The organism is Caballeronia sp. GAWG1-1 (genome assembly GCF_023631465.1).
In the GTDB taxonomy this organism is placed as follows: domain Bacteria; phylum Pseudomonadota; class Gammaproteobacteria; order Burkholderiales; family Burkholderiaceae; genus Caballeronia.
In genome coordinates this window covers 47,163-64,570 of record NZ_JALQDB010000026.1, presented here as the reverse complement: position 1 = coordinate 64,570, position 17,408 = coordinate 47,163, and the positions used below count along the sequence as shown (strand labels likewise).

Genomic DNA, 17,408 nt, shown 5'->3' with positions numbered 1-17,408 from the left:
GCGTTCGTTTCGCATCCGTTTCGCATCCCTTTCGCATCCCACGCAATTGCACGGCGCAGAGTTCGATCCGCGCCGTGCAAGTTTTGCCCACCCCCATCTGCATCGACTCCCTTTTCGACAATCCGCCTTAACCGCGCAACCGTTCGATTGCGCGCCTAGCCTTTATCCATAAGCCTGAGCCGCTGCGGCACAGCTATTGCTATACACCACTCGTCGATCGCAACCCGACCGGCTGGCGGCCGAAAGCCGCCACTCGACGTGTCGCTGCGTGGGAGACCATGGCGGGGCCGGTTCAAGGCGATCTTTCGATAAGGAGAAGACAAAATGACGATCGGAACCATACTGCTGATTATCCTGATCTTGCTGCTGGTGGGCGCAATCCCGTCGTGGCCGCACAGCCGTAGCTGGGGTTACGGGCCGAGCGGTATCTTGGGCATCGTGCTGATCGTGGTCATCGTGCTGTTGCTCATGGGTCGCATATAACCGCCTGAACGGTTTGCAAACAACGTTCGAGACAGACCGCAAACAAAAGGGGCGCTCAACCAATGTTGAGCGCCCCTTTGCTTTTGTAGCGAATCGATTTAAACCCGCGACTTAAACCCGCGATTAAAACTCGCGTTTCAAACCCGCATGACCTGTCCGTTTGGTTCGATCTTGCGCGGAATCACCGGTTCTGCCGGCTTGCGCGATGACGATGACGCCGACGGCCTGCTTGGAACCGCAGCAGCGCCCGACGATTCGACCGTGCCTTTATCCGCCACCTGCTTGACGGCCGTGGCGCCTTTGCGTTTCTTCTTCGCCGTGCTCTGCGCGGTGTTCTGCGTCGGCACACGCACCTTGTTCTTGGACTTCGTGGCCTGGACCTCAGGCGGATTCCAGACTTCCGTGTAACGCTCGGCAGCAATAGCCGTGGATGAACCGAGCAAGACAGCGATGGTAAGCAATGCGAGCTTCAAGAGGTCCGCTCCGTGAATTAGTGATCCGCTCTGCGCGAGAGGATGGCGTCGAGCGACCGCTCGGAAGTGTCCAGTTCCAGCAGCGCGGCGTCCAGTCGGTCGAGCGCGCGGGCGGCGAACTGGCCGTCTTGTTGGTCGTCCGGTTCGACGCGAGTGGCGTCGAAAGCCGCGTTGACGGCGCGTGTCGCGCGCATGAAACGTTCGAGCGCGGCGGCTTCGAGCGACTCGTTGCGTGGGTTCATCGGCAAACTCCTTGTTGCGGACAAGCTGTACGAATATACAGTAACCCGGCGGGATGCAAAACACTCCGCACGCGGCGTGGCAAAAATGCCAAACATCGCTTGACCGGCGCGCGGCCGCCGTTTCTCACGTTTGAAGACGGCATTTCGCCGCGTGCATGTCGACAAGCATTCGCGTTAAGCCGCGCTTAATTTTCGACGCACAAACTCCAATCGCGCCCGAACCAGCGCCGCCTTCAACCGTTAGGCGACGAGCCGATCAGATGAGGAATGTGCCATGCCCGCCAATAACGCCGCGCGTCAGTCATTTGCCAACATTGCATCGACGATGCGCAAGCAGTCCGCGCTCAAGCTTCAGGAATGCCGCCTGTCGGAGCCGGTCGAACCGCCGTGGGGAACGGCGTATCGGACGATCGAATGGTCGCTGAAAAGCGATCCGCGCGTGCAGCGACGGGTGGTTCCGGCCGACTGCACCGCCTCCGAATTGGCTGAAACACTACGGTCGCACGTGCCCGGCCGGTGCTACGGTCCATCGGACGAAGACTAAAAACGCCTTGTACTAATCCATAAATGGACTATTATGAGTCTCAAGTTCCTTTAGAGACTCAAAGATAATGCCATCTGCTGCACGCATCGCCTCGCCGGAGAGTGGGCTTCCGCCGCCGCGTCTGGCTCCCGGCTTGGGCGAGCTATCCGCTGCCGGTCTGCGCGCTTTTTTGAACATCGCGCGGGACTGGTCGCTATCCATCGAAGAGCAGATCGTTTTGCTCGGCTCGCCGGGCCGCTCGACCTTCTTCAAATGGAAGAATGCGCCCGACTCGGCGCGGCTCACGCGCGACACACTCGAACGCCTTTCGCTGATTCTCGGCATCTACAAGGCGCTGCAGATTCTGCTTCCTGAGCCGGCCGCCGCCGATACCTGGATCAAACGCCCCAATACCGCGCCGCCGTTCGGCGGCAGACCTGCGCTTGCTCGCATGCTGGCGGGCAATATCAGCGACCTTCTGGCGGTTCGGCAATATCTGGATGCAATGCGAGGCGGATGGGCGTGATCGAAAACAAGGATGTGATTCAAGCCGCGGACTGGCGCACACGCTGGCCGCACGGCCAACTGGACTGGTCGCCGGCATATCGGGTAATTCCCACGCGGTTTCCCGCCGTCAATCTGTTCGATCGCGTCGCGCGCCCGGAAGACTTCGAAGCGCTCTACGCGCTGGAAGCGATGACGAACGACCGCCTGCGTACCGAAGTCGGCGATCTCGATCTCGTTCCGCCCGACGAGCGCTGCTTCGGGCCGGGCTGCGGGCCGATCATGGCCGCGTTCACGCATCTGAACCCCAATGGCAGCCGCTTTTCCGACGGCAGCTACGGCGTGTTTTATTGCGGACGCGAACGGCAGACGGCTATTGCGGAGACGCGCTATCACTCGGGGCTATTTCTCGCTGCAACCAAGGAAGCGCCGCTTCGTCAGCAGATGCGCCTGTACACGGTGATCGCGCATGGCGAAGTGGTCGATCTGCGTGGAAATCGCATCGCGGAAGCGGGACTCGATGCGCGCATCCTCGATCCCGACGACTACGCGCCCGGCAAGGCGCTCGGACGCGCTATCCGGGCGGCGGGCGTGCCGGGCATTGCGTATCCGTCCGTGCGGGATACGCAGGGCGAATGCCTCGCCGCGCTGCACACCACGATGCTGCGCGACTGTCATCACGCGGCGTACCTGGAATACAACTGGAACGGCGAGACAGTCGACTATGTGTTCGAGTTGAATCAAGTGGGCTAGCGAATCAACTCATCGCCACGGCGGCCGGCGACCGCGTACGCGCTAGCTTCTTCGCGGCCGGCCGCGCCGCTTTCGGCCGAGTCTTGCGCGCCACGGTAGATACCGCTTGCGCCGCCGCACTCTTGCCGCTCGCCTTCAAGCCGCCCGCACGCGCCTTTTTGCTCGATTCGGCGAGAAGGTTGGTCAGCCGCGCATCGTTCGGAACGGTACCCTTGCGGTTTTTGCGCGCGGCTTCGCGGGCGCGACGCTTCGCATCTTTTTCGAGGAAGATGGCAAGCGCAGCTTCGTCGGTCTTGAGGCCGTGGCGACGCGAAGGCGGCATCGATTCCGCCAGTTCGCCCGCTTCGAACGCCTCGATCACCGCCGGATGCACATAGCACTTACGGCACACCGCCGGCGTATTGCGCAGCAGTTGCGACACTTCCTTGATGGTCCCGACGATGTGCTTGCGCGCCTCCGTCACCGTTTCCCATTGCAGCCGCCGCAGCGCCGCGAGCGCGAACACGCTGCCGGCCCACGTGCGATAGTCCTTCGCCGTGAAATCCGCGCCGGTGATCTCGCGCAGATAATCGTTGATATCTGATGAACTCACCGCGTGGCGCTCGCCATCGGCATCGAGGTATTGGAAAAGGTCTTGCCCCGGCAAATCCATGCAGCGCTTCACGATCTTGGCCACGCGCGCATCGCTGACGGAAACGTCGTGCTCGATCCCGCTCTTGCCGCGAAACCGGAAGCGCAGCGTCCCCGACGACACCTTCAAATGGCGCTTGAGCAGCGTCGTCAGTCCATACGACTGGTTTTCCCGCGCATATTCCTCGCTGCCAACGCGCACGAGCGTCGTATCGAGCAAGCGCACGACCGTCGCGAGCACCTTGTCGCGCGGCATGCCGTCGAGGGCAAGATCGCGCGTGACGCGGGCGCGCAGCTTAGGCAGCACCGCGCTGAACGCGAGCATGCGCTCGTATTTGGTGGCATCGCGCGTTTCGCGCCATTGCGGGTGATAGCGATATTGCTTGCGACCGCGCGCATCGCGGCCGGTGGCTTGCAAGTGGCCGTGCGCGTCCGGACAGATCCAGACATCGATATAAGCGGGCGGAATGGCCAGTGCGCTGATGCGGCGGATCTCCGCTTCATCGTCGATACGCTTGCCCTGCGTGTTGAAGAAGGCGAATTTCCCGTCGATCCATTCGCGCGTGTAGCCGCGACGCGAATCGTCCACATACCGAAGTCCGGGCGGCAGATCTTCGGGACAGCCTTGCGCGCCGCTGCCCGAAAGCACTTCGGCGACGCTCGCGCCGCCGCCTGCTTCATTACTTTTCGCAATCCGCGCCACGTCTGCCTCGCTTGTCTGCTCATGTCGATGGCAGGCTATCGAGCAACGTGCGTGCCTCGGGCACGTGCGCGATCAGGGCAGCGCCAGCTCCCGCGCGCCTTCGGAGGCGGCCCAGCGCTCTTTGACCGACCAGCGTTCATCGGTGCCCGGCTGGACGATGGTCAACCGCCCTTCCGATGCGAACGCGCCGGTATCGATAAAGATCTGCGCGCCGACTTGCTTGACCACGCGCTGCGGCGTGTGTCCGCAGTACGTGGGCGAAAGTCCGCGCTGGCGCGCCGGGTCCACGCTGCCGAGCGCCAGGCCGCGGCCCCAAAGCATGTCGGTACGCGCCTGGTCGGAGAAATCGGCGGTGTCGAGATCGGCGTCGCTGCCGAAGAATTCCGCGTGCAGCACGTTGAAGCGCCGCGCGCCGCTGCCGACTATTCGCACGAGCGGCAGCCTCGCCAAACGAATCGCGAGCGCTTCGAGCTGATCGTGCCCGAGCGTCTGCGCCCACGCCCCGCCAATGGCATACCACGCCTCGCGGCGCATGGTGCCGGTGGCAACCGCGATCAGCGATTCCTCGTGATTGCCCATCACCGGATAGAACCACGTCTTGTCGATCAGGTCGATGGCGGCGAGCGAATCCGTGCCGCGATCGATCAGATCGCCGACCGAGAACAGCCGGTCGCGGGCGCCGTCGAAGCCTATCTCGCGCAGGAGATAGCGCAGCGCGTCCACGCAGCCGTGCAGGTCGCCGACCACGAAATCGCGGCCAGTCTCGTTGGCTGGGTGCCGGCAAACGGCAGGTAAAGTAGGACCATTCATTCGAGCGATCTTAGCGTCAGTTAAACGGGGCGTGTGCGGCGTGGGTCGCTTTCATCACGCAAATGACGGTTGGAATACCGGTTCCCGGAATCTGCGTCACCCAAGGCTGGCTGAAAGGCGCATCGGCAATAATCGCTGCGAAAGTCGCCCGCGCTCACGCCAACGCAAAAAGACAATGATCATTCTCCCAACCGTTTTGCGCAACCGCCCGCGCGCCCTGATCGGCCTTCTGGTCGGCATATCGGTCAGCGCGCTGATTCCCCTCGACGTCACGCCGACCGTGCGAGTCCTGATTGGCTGGGACACGGCCGTGTGGCTTTATCTGCTGCTCATCTGGATACAGATGGCGACCGCGGACCAGAGTAACGTGCAGCAACTCGCCGAGCGCGAAGACGAAAACGCGGCCGCCGTGCTGATGATCGTGAGCGTCGCGGCGCTGGCGAGTCTGGTCGCCATCGTCGTGGAACTATCGGCGGCGAAGAGCATGGGCTCGCATGGGCTGCCGAAGTATTTGCTGACGGGCGCGACCATGCTCGGCGCGTGGTTCCTCATTCCGACGATGTTCACGCTGCACTATGCGCGCCACTACTATCGCTCGACCGAAGGCGAACCCGCGCTCCGATTTCCCGACCGGCATCTGAAGCCGGACTACTGGGACTTGCTGTACTTCTCCTTCACCATTGCGGTGGCATCGCAGACTTCGGATGTCGTCGTCTGCTCGAAGAGCGCGCGCAAGACGGCGCTCGCGCAATCGGTGCTTTCGTTCTTCTTCAATCTCGCGGTGCTCGGCCTCTCGGTCAATATCGCGGCGAGCATGGTCGGCGGCTGAACGCATCCACGCAACGCGACTGTCACACCTTCCAAATAAGCTGACCGCACGCCGCATGTAAAAACGCGGCGCGCGGCGCTGTCACTTTTACACGGCTCGAAATCCAGGGCTTCGGGCGCCTTCAAGTCTGCTCATTCGCGACAAAGGCGGAAATGATCGTGGCCATACGCACACGTTTCGTGCGCGCATGGCACGGCGATTGCTGCACTGCGCCAGTGAATTAGATAGAAACCCTGATCAGCACCGCGAATGCGCGGCCCGGTATCCCGCTCTGGCATCGAAGAGCGCGAGGCCATCGCCACGCGACTTCCGCACTGGAGCCCACTTTGCCCTTGAACGTTCTGCTGGTCGCCTCCGAGGCCGTGCCACTCGCCAAAACCGGCGGTCTCGGCGACATGGTCAGCGCTTACGCCGCCGCGCTGCGTGAAGCCGGCGTCGATGCCACCATTCTCCTGCCCGCTTATCCAAACGCCATCGCCCAGGCGACCGATCTCGTCCGCGTCGCGGTGCTCACAGGCTTGCCTGGTGGCGACGCGACGCTCATACGTGGCCGCATGCCCGACACCGGCGTGCCGGTTTTGATGCTGCGCTGCGACGCGCTCTACGCCCGCACGGGTCTGTATCAGGACGCGCAAGGCCGCGATTATCCCGACAACGCCGTGCGCTTCGCGACGCTTTCGGCCGCCGCCGTGCGTATCGCGCAGGGTATCAAGGGCGTGAAAAAGCCCGATATCGTCCATGCGCACGACTGGCACACCGGCCTCACGCCGCTCTTGATGAAAGATGCGGGCGTGCACGCGAAAAGCGTATTCACGATCCACAATCTGGCATTCCAGGGCAATTACGCGCTCTCGCTTGGTGCGTCGCTCGGCGTGCCGCAAAAGTGGCTGGCAAATGCGTTGACCGATCCGCAAAGCATCGAGTTCTATGGCGCGCTCAGTCTGATGAAAGCCGGCATCATCCATAGCGACAAAGTGACGACCGTCAGCGAAACCTATGCGCGCGAAATTATGACGCCGCGCTTCGGCCATCTGATGGAAGGCGTGCTGCAAAGCTGTAAGGACAAGCTGTCGGGCGTGGTGAACGGCATCGACGAAGAGACGTGGAATCCGGCTAGCGATCCCCTGATCGAGCGCAACTATTCCTTCGACGATATGCGCGGCAAGCACGCTTGCAAGCGGACCTTGCAGCGCATGTTCGGCCTGCCGGTCGATCCGTTCGCGCCGCTGATGGCAATCGGCAGCCGCATGACCGGTCAAAAGCTCGCCGATGTCGTGCTCGACGCACTGCCGCGTCTGCTCGAAAAGCATCCGCGTCTGCAACTCGCGGTGATCGGCAAGGGCGAATCGCACATCGAGAAAGGTTTCAGGCGGCTTGCGCAAGAGTTTCCCGATCGCGTGGGTGTGCGGATCGGCTATGACGAGCGGCGCGCGCATGCACTGCACGCGGGCGCGGACATTCTCCTGCATGGCAGCCGCTTCGAGCCTTGCGGCCTCACGCAACTCTACGCGATGCGCTATGGCACCCTGCCCGTCGCGTCGCGCGTGGGCGGTCTGGCGGATACCATCGTCGACGCCGCCGAAGCCGCCGTGCGAGAAACCGTCTATCTGCGCGACGGCACTTACGACACGCCGATCGCCATCGAAGAAACGTCGGCGGCGCCGACGGGCTTCCTCTTCGAAGGCGAATCCGCAGACGATGTCGTGCAGGCCGCGAGCCGCGCCATCGACGCCTACATGCGCCCGCAGACCTGGCGCGAACTTCAGCGCAATGCCATGTCGTGCGACTTCGGCTGGCGCGAAGCCGTGGCGAAGATGGTTGCACTCTATGTCGATCTCAGCGGCCTCAAGCCGAGCAAGACCGCCTTGCGTACCCGCCGTATTGCCGATGCCGCTTCGCAAGCCGCGCATCCGGCCATTCTCGAGACAGCCGAGCGCCTCGTCGCGCGCACTGCCTGAGCCCAAGCCTCGAAGCTATTGCACGGCAGCGTCGTCACGTCAGACGCAATGGCATTCGGGGCGCGGCACGCTACGTGCTCCAACCCCCGATGCGAAGCCCCGAAGGAAACTCTTGGGGGGCCGTGGCGCCCACCGGCGAGATGCACTCTCGCGCCGGTGCCTCGCGATATGCGACGCGGGCCAGTGTCGATACCGGCGGTACTGTGTTATCCATGTGTCGATACGTCTTGGCCCGTGACGCGTGCACAAACGACACGCGTCGTGATATATGGACCGACGCGTTGCCAGTTTGGCCCGTGAGCGTGATCGCGATTCAAAGCCCGCATCCCCGCCACCGCAGGACGACTCTGGAAAAGACGAACGATGGAAAACCATCAAGCTCATCATGCGTATGCGCCTCGTATCTACTTCATCGATCCCCTTCTCGTCGGCCCCTTGCCGAACTGGCCGGCTCAGTTCGAGCACGCAGCGGCGCTGGGCTTCGATCACGTCCTGATCGGCTCGCCGTTTGCGCCCGGAAGCAACGGGCATCGCGAGGCAGTTGCCGATCATCATCAACTTCACGCTGTTTTTGAATCCGACGCGAGCGCGGCGGACGGTCTGCGCCAGCTCGCCGATATCGCCACGAAGCACAAGCTGACCTTGCTCGTCGATATCGTGATCGACCGCGTCAGTGCCGAAGGCGGTCTTTATCAGGACAACAAGCATTGGTTCGAGCCGTTCGAGAGCGCGGATGCGCGGCTCGATCCGCGTCGCGCGCCCAGTCAGCGCGATGTCGCGCAGGCAAGGTTCGGCGATGGCGAGGCGGCGCATCATCTGACCGAGTGGTGGGCGAAGGAATTGTGTCTGCTCGCGGACGCGGGCGTTGGCGGCTTTCGCTTCGACTCGCCGCATGCGGTGCCCGCGCACGTGTGGCGGCGTCTGGGCGCGGCAGTGCGCGAGAAACATCCGCAAACCCGTTGGCTCGCATGGACGGTCGGCCTCACGCGTCACGATCTGCATGGACTGAGCGACGCCGGCTTCGACGCGGTCTTCGCCTCCACGCGCTGGTGGGACTATCGCAGCGCGTGGCTCACGGACGAACATGCGGCGCTCGCGCGCATTGCATCGCCGATCACGTTTCCGGAAGAGCCGTACGGCGCGCGTCTCATCAGCGAATTGAGCGATACCAGCGATACCGCGCTCGTCGAACGCGCCTATAACCGCTCGCTCTTCACCGCGACCGCGCTCGGCACCGGTCTGCTCGTGCCGATGGGCTTCGAATACGGTGTGCCTTTGCCGATGTCGCCGCAATACGGCGTCGCGGCGGAATATCAGCGCGCGAAAAGCGAAGCGCGCTTCGACCTGTCGAGTCAGGTCAAGCGCGCGAACGCATTGCAGCGCGATACCGGCACGCTCGAAAGCGTCGGCGAATTGCGCGCGCTGACCGGCGCGGGCACGCCCTACGCCGCGTTGATTCGCTCCGACAGCGCGGACTTGCGCCGCAGCGATTCGGCGATTCTCGCGATCTTCAATCCCGATCTCGTCGCGCCGGTGCATGTCGATACCCTGCATCTGCTCGAATCGGTGCCGGGCAATTACACGCGTTTCGCGCCGCTCGACGACGCCAAGGCGAAGCCCGAACGTCTCTTGCCGTTCACCCTGAAAGCGGGCGATGTACGCTTGTTCCGCGCCGAAGCCGAGCCTTTCATCCTGCTCGCGCAGCCGCAAGTCAAGCGAGGCGCGAAGAGCGCCGATAAAAAGTCGGTGGCCGAAGCGATCTCCGCGCCGCGGGTGTCTATCGAGAGCGTCACGCCTTCGGTCGATAACGGGCGCTTTCCGGCAAAGCGTATCGTGGGCGAAGCCGTGCAGATTCAGGCGGCGATCTTCGCCGAAGGTCACGACAAGATCGCCGCCGCCGTGCAATGGCGTGCCGCCGACGAAACCGAATGGCACGAAGCGCCGATGACCGCCGTGCTCCCGCTTGGCAACGACTTGTGGACCACGCGCATTCCGCTCGAACGCGTGGGCCGTCACGAATTCGTCGTGATGGCATGGCGCGACGATTTCGCCTCGCTCACCGACCACATGTCGAAGAAGCTGAAGGCCGGGCAAACCGTCGAACTCGAACTAGAGGAAGTGCGGCATCTGTTCGCGCTGATCCTCGCCGAAGTGAAGACGGTCGAGGAGTCGGATAGCGCGCCGCTGGAGAAGATCGTCAAGGAATTCGCCAAGGCCGATGCCGCGCGCAAGCTCGAACTCGCGCTCGCGCCCGCAACCGCCAAGGCCATCGCGGCGGCGCGCCACCGGCCGTTTCTGTCGCGCGACCCGGTGGTGTATCGCATCGACTCGGAGCGCGCGGCGGCCCGCTTCGCAAGCTGGTACGAGATCTTCCCGCGTTCGATGAGCGACGACGTGAATCGTCACGGCACGTTCATCGACGTGATCGGCAAGATGCCGCGCATCCGCGAGATGGGTTTCGACGTGCTCTATTTTCCGCCGATTCATCCTATTGGCATTGCCAACCGCAAGGGCAAGAACAATTCGCTGACGGCCGAGCCGGGCGATGTCGGCAGCCCTTATGCCATCGGCGGCAAGGAAGGCGGACACACGGCGGTGCATCCGGAACTGGGCAATCTCGACGACTTCAAGCGCATGCTCGACGCCGCGCATGAACACGGTCTCGAGATCGCGCTGGACTTCGCCGTGCAATGCTCGCCGGATCACCCGTGGCTGAAGGAGCATCCGACGTGGTTCGCATGGCGTCCGGACGGCACGCTGCGTTATGCGGAGAATCCGCCCAAGAAGTATCAGGACATCGTGAATCCGGACTTCTATGCGCAGGACGCCAAGCCCGATCTGTGGCTTGGCCTGCGCGACGTGTTCCTGCACTGGATTGCGGCGGGCGTGCGCATTTTCCGGATCGATAACCCGCATACCAAGCCGTTCCCGTTCTGGGAATGGGTGATCGGCGACGTGCGTGCGCGTCACCCCGACGTGATCTTCCTCGCCGAAGCCTTCACGCGTCCGCGCGTGATGAACCGTCTGGCGAAGCTCGGCTTCTCGCAGTCGTACACGTACTTCACGTGGCGCGAGTCGAAGCGCGATTTCGTCGAGTACATGCACGATCTCACGCAGACCGATGCAAAGGAATTTTTCCGGCCGAATTTCTTCGTCAACACGCCGGACATCAACCCACGCTTCTTGCAGAGCTCGGGACGTCCGGGCTTCGTGATCCGCGCGGCGCTGGCGGCAACGCTCTCCGGGCTCTGGGGCGTGTATAGCGGCTTCGAACTGTGCGAGGCGGCCGCGCTGCCGAACAGCGAGGAATATCTCGACTCCGAGAAGTATCAGCTGCGCGCGTGGGACTGGAACCGGCCCGGCAATATCGTCACCGAAGTGACGGCGCTCAATCGCATCCGCCGCGCGAATCCAGCGTTGCAGACGCATCTCGGCGTGAACTTCCTGCCCGCGCATAACGACAAGATCCTGTTCTTCGAAAAGGCGAACGAGTCGCGCGACAACGTGGTGCTCGTCGCGATCAACCTCGATCCGTTCAACGAACAGGGCGCGGATATCGAACTGCCGTGGCAGACGCTCGAACGCTGGGGCGTCAACGAATGGGATGCGATCGCCGTGGAGGATCAAGTCACGGGCGATCGGTTCGAATGGCGCGGACGGCGCCAGCATGTGCGGCTCAATCCGCATTCGCTGCCGTTCGCGATCTGGCGCATTTCGCCGACCTGGGGACTGCCCAAGCCGCAACCGAACGAATAAAGATGCACTCATCCGGCGACCTACGAGACGCCGCGAACCAAAAACAAGGGCGGCAGCAAGCCCGCAAAGCGCATGGAGCAAACCGTGGATACAAGGGTGAAGCGCAACAAGACTTCGCAAGTCAGCGACGATCCGCTCTGGTACAAGGACGCGATCATTTATCAGGTTCACATCAAGTCGTTCTTCGATGCGAACAACGACGGCATCGGCGATTTTCCCGGCCTGCTCGCAAAGCTCGATTACATCGCGGAACTTGGCGTCGATGCGATCTGGCTGCTGCCGTTCTATCCGTCGCCACGCCGCGACGATGGCTATGACATCGCCGACTATCGCAACGTGCATCCGGACTACGGCACGCTCGGCGATGTCCGCCGCTTCATTCAGGAAGCGCACGCGCGCGGCATTCGCGTGATCACCGAACTCGTCATCAATCACACTTCGGACCAGCATCCGTGGTTTCAGCGCGCGCGTCGTGCGAAGCCGGGTTCGAACCATCGCAACTACTACGTCTGGTCCGATACGGACAAGAAGTACGAAGAGACGCGCATCATTTTCATCGACTCGGAGCCGTCCAACTGGACGCACGATCCAGTCGCGGGTCAGTACTACTGGCACCGCTTCTATTCGCACCAGCCCGATCTGAACTTCGACAACCCGGCGGTCATCAAGGAAGTGCTGAGCGTGATGCGCTTCTGGCTGGACATGGGCATCGACGGGTTGCGGCTGGACGCGGTGCCGTATCTGGTCGAACGCGAGGGCACCAACAACGAGAATCTGCCCGAGACGCACCAGATCCTGAAGAAGATTCGCGCGACCATCGACGCGGAGTACCCGAACCGCATGCTGCTCGCGGAAGCGAACCAGTGGCCGGAAGACGTGAAGGAATACTTCGGCGATGAAGACGAATGCCACATGGCGTTCCACTTCCCGTTGATGCCGCGCATTTACATGTCGATTGCGAGCGAAGACCGCTTCCCGATCACCGACATCATGCGGCAGACGCCGGACCTGGGCGTGACGAATCAGTGGGCGATCTTTCTGCGCAACCACGACGAACTCACGCTCGAAATGGTCACGGACTCCGAGCGCGACTACTTGTGGAACACGTATGCAAGCGACCGCCGCGCGCGTCTGAACCTCGGCATTCGACGCCGGCTCGCGCCGCTGATGGAGCGCGACCGCCGCCGTATCGAGCTGATCAATTCGCTGCTGTTGTCGATGCCGGGCACGCCCGTGATCTATTACGGCGACGAACTCGGCATGGGCGACAACATCCACCTCGGCGACCGCGATGGCGTGCGTACGCCGATGCAATGGTCGTCCGACCGCAACGGCGGGTTCTCGCGCGCCGACCCAGAACAACTCGTGCTGCCGCCGGTGATGGGTTCGCTGTATGGCTACGACGCGGTGAACGTGGAATCGCAAAGCCGCGATCCGCATTCGCTTTTGAACTGGACGCGCAAGATGCTGGCCGTGCGCCGCTCGAAGCACGCGTTCGGCCGCGGCACGATCCGCTTTCTGCGGCCGAATAATCGCAAGATCCTGGCGTATCTGCGCGAGCTCGAAGGCGAGCCGCCGATTCTCTGTGTGGCCAACCTGTCGCGCGCGCCGCAAGCGGTGGAACTCGATCTGTCGGAGTTCGCCGGCTCCGTGCCGCTGGAAATGACGGCGGATTCGCCGTTCCCGGCCATCGGCCAGTTGACGTATCTGCTGACTTTCCCGCCCTACGGCTTCCTGTGGTTCCAGCTTTGCCCAGGCAACATGCGTCCGGCCTGGTCGCAAGCGCCTTCGGAGCAACTGCCCGAATTCGTCACGATGGTGATTCGCGCCGGTCAAACCGGTCCGACGCCGGAAAACGTGCGTCTGCTCGAATCGGAAGTGCTGCCTTCGTATTTGAGCAAGCGCCGCTGGTTTGCGTCGAAGGATCAGAAGCTGCATGCGGTTCGTCTCGCCGCGCTCACGACGATCGAAGGCGCGGGCTTTGCGTTCACGGAAATCGAAGCCGATGTCGGCGATCACACCGAGCGCTACGTGCTGCCGCTTTCCATTGCGTGGGGCACGGAAACGACCTCGCCGCTTTATATGCAACTCGCGCTGGCGCGGGCGCGCCGGAATCGCGTGATCGGACATATCACCGATGCCTTCGCCGTGCCGAACTTCACCTACGGCATATTGCGCAAACTGAAGGAACGCGCGGTCGTGCCGACGGTGCAGAAAAGCGAGATCCGCTTCATTCCGACCGAACGGCTCGATGCACTCGACTTCAATCCGGTCGAGCCGCCGGAAATCCGCTGGCTCGCCGCCGAGCAGAGCAATAGCTCGCTCGTGATCGGCGACACGGTGGTGCTGAAGCTGGTGCGGCGCGTGGTTGGCGGCATTCACCCGGAAGCGGAGATGAGCCGTTATCTGACCAAGCTCGGCTACGCGAACACCGGCCCGCTGTATGGCGAAGTGGTGCGTGTCGATCCGCAAGGCGTGCCGCACACGCTCGTCATTCTGCAAGGCTTCATCGACAATCAGGGCGATGCGTGGAACTATGCGCTCGACTATCTGCGCCGCACGGTGGATGAACTCGCGGTCACGTTCGACTCCGAAGAGCACACGCCCGAGCGCGACGCGCAGGAGCAAGGCTTTATCGGCTACGGCAACATTGCGGGCATCATCGGCAAGCGGCTCGGCGAACTGCATGTGGCGCTTGCCTCGCCAACCGACGACGAAGCGTTCGCACCGCGCCGCGCCACGCCGGAAGACGTTCAGGGCTGGCTGAAAGGCACGTTGCAACTGCTGGAAACGGCGCTCGATATCCTCGCGCAGAAGATCGGCGATTTCAGCGAGCACGACCGCTTCCTCGCGCAGAGTCTGCTCGATCGCCGTGACATGCTGGTGGATGCAGTGAAGAAGCTCGTCTCGGACAATGCCGATGCGTTGTGCATCCGCATTCACGGTGACTTCCATCTGGGTCAGGTGCTGATGGCTCAGGGCGATGCGTATCTCATCGACTTCGAAGGCGAGCCCGCGCGTCCGCTCGAGGAACGCCGCAACAAGACGAGCCCGCTGCGCGATGTCGCCGGTCTCTTGCGCTCGCTTTCGTATGCGAGCGCCGCCGCGCAACCGACGACGGAAAATGCGCCCGCGCAAACCGCCGACCGCAAGCGCGCGCTGTTCGAGCGCCTGCGTGCGTTCGCCGAGGAAAGCTTCTTGCGCGAGTACGTGGCAGCAATTGCGGAATCGCCCGAGCCGATCGCCGGCGAAAGCGTCTTCCCGGCCCTGCTCGATCTCTTCCTGATCGAAAAGGCCGCCTACGAAATCCGCTACGAAGCAGCGAACCGGCCGACCTGGATCGGCCTTCCGTTGCGGGGCCTCGCGTCGCTCGCGAGCCGCCTGCTTGGCGACACGGGCGTTCCGCCCGCGCCCGGCACGCGACCCGTGTTCAACGCCACCAAGGACAATCCGGATGGAACCCACCATGAATAATCGTAGCGATCCAGGAGCGGATACCCGAAACCCGGCGCACGGCCTCAGTCCGCTCGACATCGACGCCATCGTCGAGGCGCGCCATCCCGATTCGTTCTCGGTCCTCGGCATGCATCAGACCGACCTCGGGCATGTGGTGCGTGTGTTCCTGCCGAACGCGGCGGGCGCAAATGTCGTCGATGCCGCGAGCGGCGAAGTGCTCGGCCATCTCGCGCGCATTCACGATTCAGGTCTGTTCGCGGGCTTCGTGGAGCGGCCGGCGGCGTATCGTCTGCAAATCGACTGGCATGGCACGCCGCAGGAAACGCACGATACGTATTCCTTCGGCCCCGTTCTCTCCGAAGACTGGCTCAACCGCCTTTCGGCCGCCGACCCTTACGCGGTGCTCGAATGCATGGGCTCGCGTCCGGTCACGCATGGCGGCGTGGCGGGCGCGCGCTTCGCGGTCTGGGCGCCGAATGCGCGGCGTGTCTCGGTGGTCGGTGACTTCAACACGTGGGACGGCCGCCGTCATCCAATGCGCCTGCGTCACAACGCGGGTGTGTGGGAACTGTTCGTGCCGGGCATCGGCGCGGGCACGCGCTACAAGTACGAGATCGTCACGCGCGACGGCCATACGCTGCCGCTGAAAGCCGACCCGTGCGCGATGCAGAGCGAGAAGCCGCCATCGACGGCATCGGTGGTGGCGGACGCGGATGCCATCGACCATTACGCATGGACCGACGCCGAATGGATGGAGACTCGCGGGAGCCGTCAGACGGCGCAATCGCCGATCACCATTTACGAAGCGCACGCCGAGTCGTGGCTGCGCGTACCCGAAGATGCGAATCGCGGCATGAACTGGCACGAGCTTGCCGAGCGCCTGATTCCGTACGCGAAGGGCATGGGCTTCACGCACCTCGAATTCATGCCGATTGCCGAGCATCCGTTCGGCGGATCGTGGGGGTATCAGCCGCTTGGCCAGTTTGCGCCGTCCGCGCGCTTCGGCACGCCGGAGCAGTTCGCGGAGTTCGTGAATCGCGCGCACGAGGCGGGGCTGGGCGTGATCATCGACTGGGTGCCGGCGCATTTTCCGAACGACGCGCACGGCCTCGTGCAGTTCGACGGCACGCCGCTTTACGAGCACGCCGATCCGCGCGAGGGCTATCACCAAGACTGGAACACGATGATCTACAACCTCGGCCGCAACGAGGTGAGCGCGTTCCTGCTCGCGTCGGGGCTTGCGTGGTTGAAGCGGTATCACGTCGATGGCTTGCGGGTCGATGCCGTGGCGTCGATGCTGTATCGCGACTATTCGCGCAAGGCGGGCGAATGGGTGCCGAACATGTACGGCGGGCGCGAGAATCTCGAATCGATCCAGTTCTTGAAGCGTCTGAACCATGAAGTGCGGTATATCCCGAACACGCCGGGCGCGATCACGATCGCCGAGGAATCGACGGCCTGGCCGGGCGTGACGGCGAGCGTCGAGAGCGGCGGTCTCGGGTTCGACTTCAAGTGGAACATGGGCTGGATGCACGACTCCCTGCACTACATGGAGGAAGATCCGGTGTATCGGCAGTATCACCATCACCTCTATACGTTCGGGATGGTCTATGCGTATTCCGAGCGCTTCGTGTTGCCTCTTTCGCACGATGAAGTGGTGCATGGCAAGGGGTCGCTCATCGGCAAGATGCCGGGCGATCTATGGCAGAAGTTCGCGAATTTGCGCGCTTACTTCGGCTTCATGTGGACGCATCCGGGCAAGAAGCTGCTGTTCATGGGCGGCGAGTTCGGGCAGTTTGCCGAGTTCAACCACGACGCGACGCCGCATTGGCACTTGCTCGACGATCCCTATCACGGCGGCGTGCAGAAGCTCGTGCGCGATTTGAACCTGCTGTATGTCGGCGAAGCGGCGTTGCATAAGCTGGATTGCGATCCGCGCGGCTTCGAGTGGATCGTCGGCGACGACAGCGGCAATAGCGTGTTTGCCTATCGGCGGACGGATGCCGAAGGGCGCGAACTCGTGGTCGTCTGCAACATGACGCCCGTGCCGCGCCAGGGGTATCGCATCGGCTTGCCGCGTGGCGGGCGATGGAGCGAGGTGCTCAATTCAGACGCCGGGATTTATGGCGGGTCCAATATGGGCAATGGCGGGGTCATTCATGCGGATGATTACCCTTCGCACGGAAAGGGGCAGTCAGCCGCGTTGACGTTGCCACCTTTGGCTACCATTGTTTTGCGGGCCGACTGAGGGTTCTTTCCGGACGTTGCGGAAGGAGGCGCGCTGGTTT

Annotated in this window: 13 protein-coding genes; 9 read left to right on the top strand and 4 right to left on the bottom strand. The window is 62.9% G+C overall.

Going from position 1 to position 17,408, the window contains the following annotated elements; genetic code table 11:
- Window positions 1-324: 324 nt before the first annotated feature.
- Complete coding sequence (locus tag NCT03_RS16100) at window positions 325-483, top strand: DUF3309 family protein (RefSeq protein ID WP_244829161.1); 159 nt, start codon at window positions 325-327, stop codon at window positions 481-483.
- Window positions 484-620: 137 nt separating this feature from the next.
- Here NCT03_RS16100 and NCT03_RS16095 read toward each other — a convergent pair whose 3' ends face one another.
- Entirely contained in the window at window positions 621-956 is a 336-nt protein-coding gene (locus NCT03_RS16095) for a hypothetical protein (RefSeq protein ID WP_250493126.1), read from the bottom strand.
- Window positions 957-973: 17 nt separating this feature from the next.
- Window positions 974-1,198, bottom strand: a complete 225-nt coding sequence (locus tag NCT03_RS16090; protein WP_250466504.1) for a hypothetical protein — start codon at window positions 1,196-1,198, stop codon at window positions 974-976.
- Between the two features lie 274 nt (window positions 1,199-1,472).
- Here NCT03_RS16090 and NCT03_RS16085 point away from each other — a divergent pair, with 274 nt between their 5' ends.
- The 3 genes from NCT03_RS16085 (at window position 1,473) to NCT03_RS16075 (ending at window position 2,978) form a co-directional block, all read left to right on the top strand.
- Window positions 1,473-1,742: a DUF2866 domain-containing protein gene (locus tag NCT03_RS16085; RefSeq protein WP_250493125.1), complete on the top strand. Its 270-nt coding sequence runs from the start codon at window positions 1,473-1,475 to the stop codon at window positions 1,740-1,742.
- A gap of 67 nt (window positions 1,743-1,809) precedes the next feature.
- Window positions 1,810-2,247 carry an MbcA/ParS/Xre antitoxin family protein gene (locus NCT03_RS16080; protein WP_250466503.1) on the top strand — a complete coding sequence of 146 codons (438 nt, stop codon included), beginning with the start codon at window positions 1,810-1,812 and terminating at the stop codon, window positions 2,245-2,247.
- Complete coding sequence (locus NCT03_RS16075; protein WP_370652224.1) at window positions 2,247-2,978, top strand: RES family NAD+ phosphorylase; 732 nt, start codon at window positions 2,247-2,249, stop codon at window positions 2,976-2,978. The genes NCT03_RS16080 and NCT03_RS16075 overlap by 1 nt, the downstream gene beginning before the upstream one ends.
- Window positions 2,979-2,982: 4 nt before the next feature.
- Here the strand turns inward: NCT03_RS16075 and NCT03_RS16070 are convergent, their stop codons facing one another.
- Together NCT03_RS16070 and NCT03_RS16065 are read right to left on the bottom strand one after the other, a co-directional pair.
- Complete coding sequence (locus tag NCT03_RS16070; RefSeq protein WP_250493124.1) at window positions 2,983-4,311, bottom strand: DNA topoisomerase IB; 1,329 nt, start codon at window positions 4,309-4,311, stop codon at window positions 2,983-2,985.
- A 72-nt stretch (window positions 4,312-4,383) separates the two neighbouring features.
- Window positions 4,384-5,121, bottom strand: a complete 738-nt coding sequence (locus NCT03_RS16065) for a metallophosphoesterase (RefSeq protein ID WP_250493123.1) — start codon at window positions 5,119-5,121, stop codon at window positions 4,384-4,386.
- A gap of 175 nt (window positions 5,122-5,296) precedes the next feature.
- On the opposite strand from NCT03_RS16065, the gene NCT03_RS16060 reads away from it, so the two are divergent.
- The 5 genes from NCT03_RS16060 (at window position 5,297) to glgB (ending at window position 17,368) form a co-directional block, all read left to right on the top strand.
- Entirely contained in the window at window positions 5,297-5,950 is a 654-nt protein-coding gene (locus NCT03_RS16060) for a DUF1345 domain-containing protein (protein ID WP_244829153.1), read from the top strand.
- Between the two features lie 326 nt (window positions 5,951-6,276).
- Complete coding sequence (gene glgA / locus NCT03_RS16055; RefSeq protein WP_250493122.1) at window positions 6,277-7,908, top strand: glycogen synthase GlgA; 1,632 nt, start codon at window positions 6,277-6,279, stop codon at window positions 7,906-7,908.
- A 363-nt stretch (window positions 7,909-8,271) separates the two neighbouring features.
- Window positions 8,272-11,664 carry a maltotransferase domain-containing protein gene (locus NCT03_RS16050; protein WP_250493121.1) on the top strand — a complete coding sequence of 1,131 codons (3,393 nt, stop codon included), beginning with the start codon at window positions 8,272-8,274 and terminating at the stop codon, window positions 11,662-11,664.
- A 72-nt stretch (window positions 11,665-11,736) separates the two neighbouring features.
- Window positions 11,737-15,138, top strand: a complete 3,402-nt coding sequence (treS, locus tag NCT03_RS16045; protein WP_250493120.1) for a maltose alpha-D-glucosyltransferase — start codon at window positions 11,737-11,739, stop codon at window positions 15,136-15,138.
- On the top strand, window positions 15,131-17,368 hold the full coding sequence (glgB, locus tag NCT03_RS16040) for a 1,4-alpha-glucan branching protein GlgB (protein WP_250493119.1): 2,238 nt from the start codon (window positions 15,131-15,133) through the stop codon (window positions 17,366-17,368). The genes treS and glgB overlap by 8 nt, the downstream gene beginning before the upstream one ends.
- Window positions 17,369-17,408 lie beyond the last annotated feature (40 nt).